General features: G+C 69.0%; 4 protein-coding genes and 2 riboswitches. Of the genes, 3 read left to right on the top strand and 1 reads right to left on the bottom strand.

Annotation, left to right across the window (positions count from 1 at the left end):
- On the top strand, positions 1 to 664 hold a 664-nt coding region (locus ABW137_RS36290), incomplete at its 5' end, for a class I SAM-dependent methyltransferase (RefSeq protein ID WP_526407886.1).
- 16 nt (positions 665 to 680) lie between these two features.
- On the opposite strand, the gene ABW137_RS36285 is transcribed toward ABW137_RS36290, so the two are convergent.
- Entirely contained in the window at positions 681 to 2201 is a 1521-nt protein-coding gene (locus tag ABW137_RS36285; RefSeq protein ID WP_526407884.1) for a high affinity choline transporter 1, read from the bottom strand.
- A gap of 25 nt (positions 2202 to 2226) precedes the next feature.
- A riboswitch (guanidine-I (ykkC/yxkD leader) is annotated at positions 2227 to 2333 on the bottom strand.
- 129 nt (positions 2334 to 2462) lie between these two features.
- A riboswitch (guanidine-III (ykkC-III) riboswitch) is annotated at positions 2463 to 2528 on the top strand.
- Positions 2529 to 2541: 13 nt separating this feature from the next.
- Here ABW137_RS36285 and ABW137_RS36280 point away from each other — a divergent pair.
- Together ABW137_RS36280 and ABW137_RS36275 are read left to right on the top strand one after the other, a co-directional pair.
- On the top strand, positions 2542 to 3729 hold the full coding sequence (locus tag ABW137_RS36280; protein ID WP_526407882.1) for an agmatinase family protein: 1188 nt from the start codon (positions 2542 to 2544) through the stop codon (positions 3727 to 3729).
- A gap of 30 nt (positions 3730 to 3759) precedes the next feature.
- Positions 3760 to 3988, top strand: a 229-nt coding sequence (locus tag ABW137_RS36275; RefSeq protein WP_526407880.1) for a nitrilase-related carbon-nitrogen hydrolase, incomplete at its 3' end; no start/stop codon positions are given.

Raw genomic sequence — 3988 nt, 5'->3', positions numbered from 1 at the left:
GGCGGCCGATCCGTTGGTCGTCGACCTGGGCTACGGCGCCCTGCCCGTCACCACGCTGGAGTTGGCGGCGCGACTGCGCGGGGTACGCGCCGATGTCCGGGTCGTCGGCCTCGAGATCGACCCGCAACGGGTGGTGCCCGACCGCGACGGCGTCACGTTCCGGCTCGGCGGTTTCGAGTTGGCCGGCCTGCAACCGGTGTTGGTCCGGGCGTTCAACGTGCTGCGGCAGTATCCGGCCGACGCCGTTCCGCAGGCGTGGGCGACGATGCTCGCCACCCTGGCGCCGGGCGGGCTGATCGTCGACGGCACCTGCGACGAGCTCGGCAGGCGGTGCTGCTGGGTGCTTCTCGACGCGGCAGGCCCGGTCAGTCTGACGTTGGCCTGCGATCCGTTCGCGATCGAGAAGCCGTCGGATCTTGCCGAACGGCTGCCGAAGATCCTGATCCACCACAACGTGCCTGGCCAGCCCATCGGTGATCTGCTGACCGCGGCCGACCGGGCCTGGGCCAGCGCTGCCGGACACGGCGTCTTCGGCCCGCGCGTGCGGTGGCGCGCGATGCTGGAGGCGCTGGCCCGCGACGGCTACCCCGTCGAGCCGCCGCGGCGACGGCTGCGCGACGGGGTGCTCTCGGTGCCGTGGGCCGTCGTCGCGCCCAACCGATGAGTGGTGCGCAAGACCCCTACGCGCGGCTGGCGGCCGGCTCCCCCACCGCGCCGGGGGCGTCGTCGAGCGCGTCGTCGACGTCCTCGGCCATCCGGATGTCGAGCCCACGGATCGGCGCGGCCGGAGTCAGCATGGCCACCACCACGTAGGTCACGATCGACACCGCGAACGCGATGAACGTCGGCCACCCGTCGAACGTGGCATCGAACACGCCGTTCGGGATGTAGAGGATCGTGTTGTCGAGCCCGTACATCGTCGGCGTCATCACGAACAGCACCAGGCGCACCGCCAACCCGGCCACGATCGACACCAGCGCCGCGGTGGACGTGCCCCTGCGCCACACCAGCCCGGCGATGAAGGGCACCACCAGGCAGGCCAACAGCAGGTCGAAGGCCAGCGTCAGAAGGATGCCGGTCTGCTTGACGTAGATCGCGATCACGATCGCCAGCAGCGTCGTCGGGACCATCGCAATGCGGGTCGCGCGAAGCAGCGGGTCGGCCTGGCCGGGGAGGTGGACGCGACGCACCCCGCCGAGGTTGCGGACGCACACGTTGGAGATGGCGAGGATCGCGCCGTTGGCCGTGCTCATGGACGCGCCGACCAGGCCGCACAGCACGATGACCGTCAGCGCCAGCGGGGCGTACTGGTCGAGCAGCACGAACAGGATGGGGCCGTCGAGCTCCTCGGGGAGGAACGCCTTGGCGGCGAGCACCACCAGCCCGAACGGCACGCAGATCGCCACCACGCCGGCGGACGCGCCGAAGCAGGCCCGGCGCGCCGTCTCGGGTGACTTCGCCGCGAAGACGCGCTGCATGAAGTCGATGGCGACGATGTCTCCGATGCCGAGCGCGACGAGCGTCGCCCAGTTGATGGTCGCGCCCTGCGCGCTGTCGGTCATCTGGCCCAGAGCCAACGGCCCCATGCCCTCCGGGATCGCGAGGCCGTGCGTGGTGGCCATCCAGATCAGCAGGCCGATCGCTCCGACCAGCACCAGCGTCATCTGGATGATCGCCGTGTAGGCGTCGGCGAGCAGCCCGCCGGTGCCCGTGTAGGCCACCGCAAGCAACGCGATGATGACCGCCCCGAGCCAGTACGGGATGCCAAGGAAGTAGTTGAACAGGAAGCCGCCCGCCACCAGGTTGCCTGCCACCAGGATGCAGAATCCGATGACCAGCATGATCGACGCGGCGATCTCGACCTGACGGCCGAACCGCAGCCGGTAGTAGTCGGGGAACGACGTCAGCCCCATCCGGTTCATCGGCTTCGCGAAGAAGATGCCGGTGATCAGCAGGCACAGCGCGAGGCCGAGGGGAAGGCAGGCGCCCGCCCAGAAGCCGAATTCGGCGGCCAGATCGGTGTTGCCGAGCGTGGCGTTGGTGTCGACGGCCGAACCCATCAGCGCCCCGCCGACCAGGTACAGCGGCAGCATGCGCCCACCGACCAGGAAGTTCGCGCTGTCGCCGGCAACTCGCCGCGACACCAGGAATCCGACGAACACGACGACGGCGATGCTGATACCTACCCCGAGAAGAATCACGTGAGCCTCCAAAGACGCGAGCGGAGTCTCCCGGGTTTTTGTCCCGCCGTGGAACGACCGGCGTCGCTGCCCGGTCGCCTGCGTCTCTCGGTCCAGACCCGCGGCTGCGGCGGAACCCTAGGCGCGCCTCACGCGTGAACGTGAGTCGTGCCAAGGGGACCTCCGGTTGATTACGGGCGCTTGCACCGCGCGTTAAGGATTTGTTGCGGGTTCGGGTGGCGGGTTGTGCGTCGGCGTGCCAAGAATGGGTTCAGGAGCCGAGTCCCACCCCCGACGGGCTCCCCGGACGAGGCGCGTCGTACCCGGTCTGCGACAAGACGACGCGGTGAAGGAGTCCACCATGTCCGCGAAAGATGAAGCGTCCCAAGAAGAATCGTCGGAGCCGACCAACGATCCGGTGAACAGGGAAGGCGCCTGGGCCCAGCAGGCCGAGGCCGAACTCTCCAATCGGCGCGAGCTCGAAGAGATCTCGCGCGGCCTGGAGTTCGGGCTCGAGGCCGCGCCCACCATCAACGACCGCCGCATCTCGACGTTCGTCCGCACCGAGCTTCCGCACTTCGCTGGCGAACGCGGCACGTTCCTCAAGTGCCCGTACGTCGAGGACGTCAACAAGATCGACGACGCCGAGGTCGCCATCTTCGGCGTGCCGTTCGACTCGGGCGCCACCTACCGGCCCGGCACCCGGTTCGGGCCGCAGGGCATCCGCCGCTCGACCAATCTGTTCGGCACCTACAACTACGAGATGGGCGTCGATCTGCGCGAGCAGCTCAACATGATCGACATCGGCGACGTGTTCACCATCCCCGGCAATCTGGAGAAGTCGTTCGACCAGATCAGCCAGGCCATGGCGCACGTCGTCCAAAAGGGCGTCATGCCGGTGATTCTCGGCGGCGACCACTCGATCGGCTTCCCCACCATCCGCGGGATGGCGCCCTACCTGGACGGCAACGTCGGGATCATCCACTTCGACCGCCACGTCGACACCCAGGAGACCGACCTCGACGAGCGGATGCACACCACGCCCTGGTTCCACGCCACCAACATCAAGAACGCGCCCGCCACCAACCTGGTGCAGATCGGCATCGGCGGCTGGCAGGCGCCCCGGGCCGGGGTGAAGGTGGGCCGCGAGCGCGGCTCGACGGTCATCACCGTCGGCGACGTGGAACGCGTCGGCATAGAAAAAGTGGCGGAGATGGCCCTCGAGCTCGCGTGGAAGGACGCCAAGGCGGTCTACCTGTCCTTCGACATCGACGTCATCGACGCCGGCTTCGTGCCAGGCACCGGCTGGCCGGAGCCCGGCGGCCTCCTCCCACGCGAGGCGCTGAACCTGGTGCGGATGGTCTCCGAGCCTGGCCTGGCAGGCATCGAGGTGGTGGAATGCTCACCGCCGTATGACTGGGCCGAGCAGACCGCCCTGCTGAGCTCGCGGGTGATCCTGGATAGCCTGGCCAGCCAGGTCCGGTCGGGCAAACTCGGCAAGAAGGCGGCCGCACCGGGCCGTCACGCCTGGGGCCCGTATTCGGACTGACACGGCGAACCGAGGCATAGGCTGGACGGCATGCGGCTTGCCCTTGCGCAGATCCAGACCGGCACCGACCCGAGGGCCAACCTCGGCCTTGTCGAGGAGCACACCAGGCGCGCAGCCGAAGCGGGTGCGCGCCTGGTGCTGTTCCCGGAGGCGACCATGTGCCGGTTCGGGGTGCCGTTGAAGCCGGTCGCCGAGCCACTCGACGGGCCGTGGGCCTCGGGAGTGCGGGCGATCGCCGACGAGTTCGGCATCGTGGTGG

Origin of the sequence: Mycobacterium sp. (assembly GCF_040509115.1) — a bacterium.
In the GTDB taxonomy this organism is placed as follows: Bacteria; Actinomycetota; Actinomycetes; order Mycobacteriales; family Mycobacteriaceae; genus Mycobacterium.
The sequence above is the reverse complement of the archived record's forward strand: the minus strand, read 5'-3'. Positions and strand labels throughout refer to the sequence as shown.

What these genes read in the sequence shown, in the direction of transcription:
- ABW137_RS36280 (WP_526407882.1), top strand. Translation starts at nt 2,542, where the DNA reads ATGTCCGCGAAAGATGAAGCGTCCCAAGAAGAATCGTCGGAGCCGACC.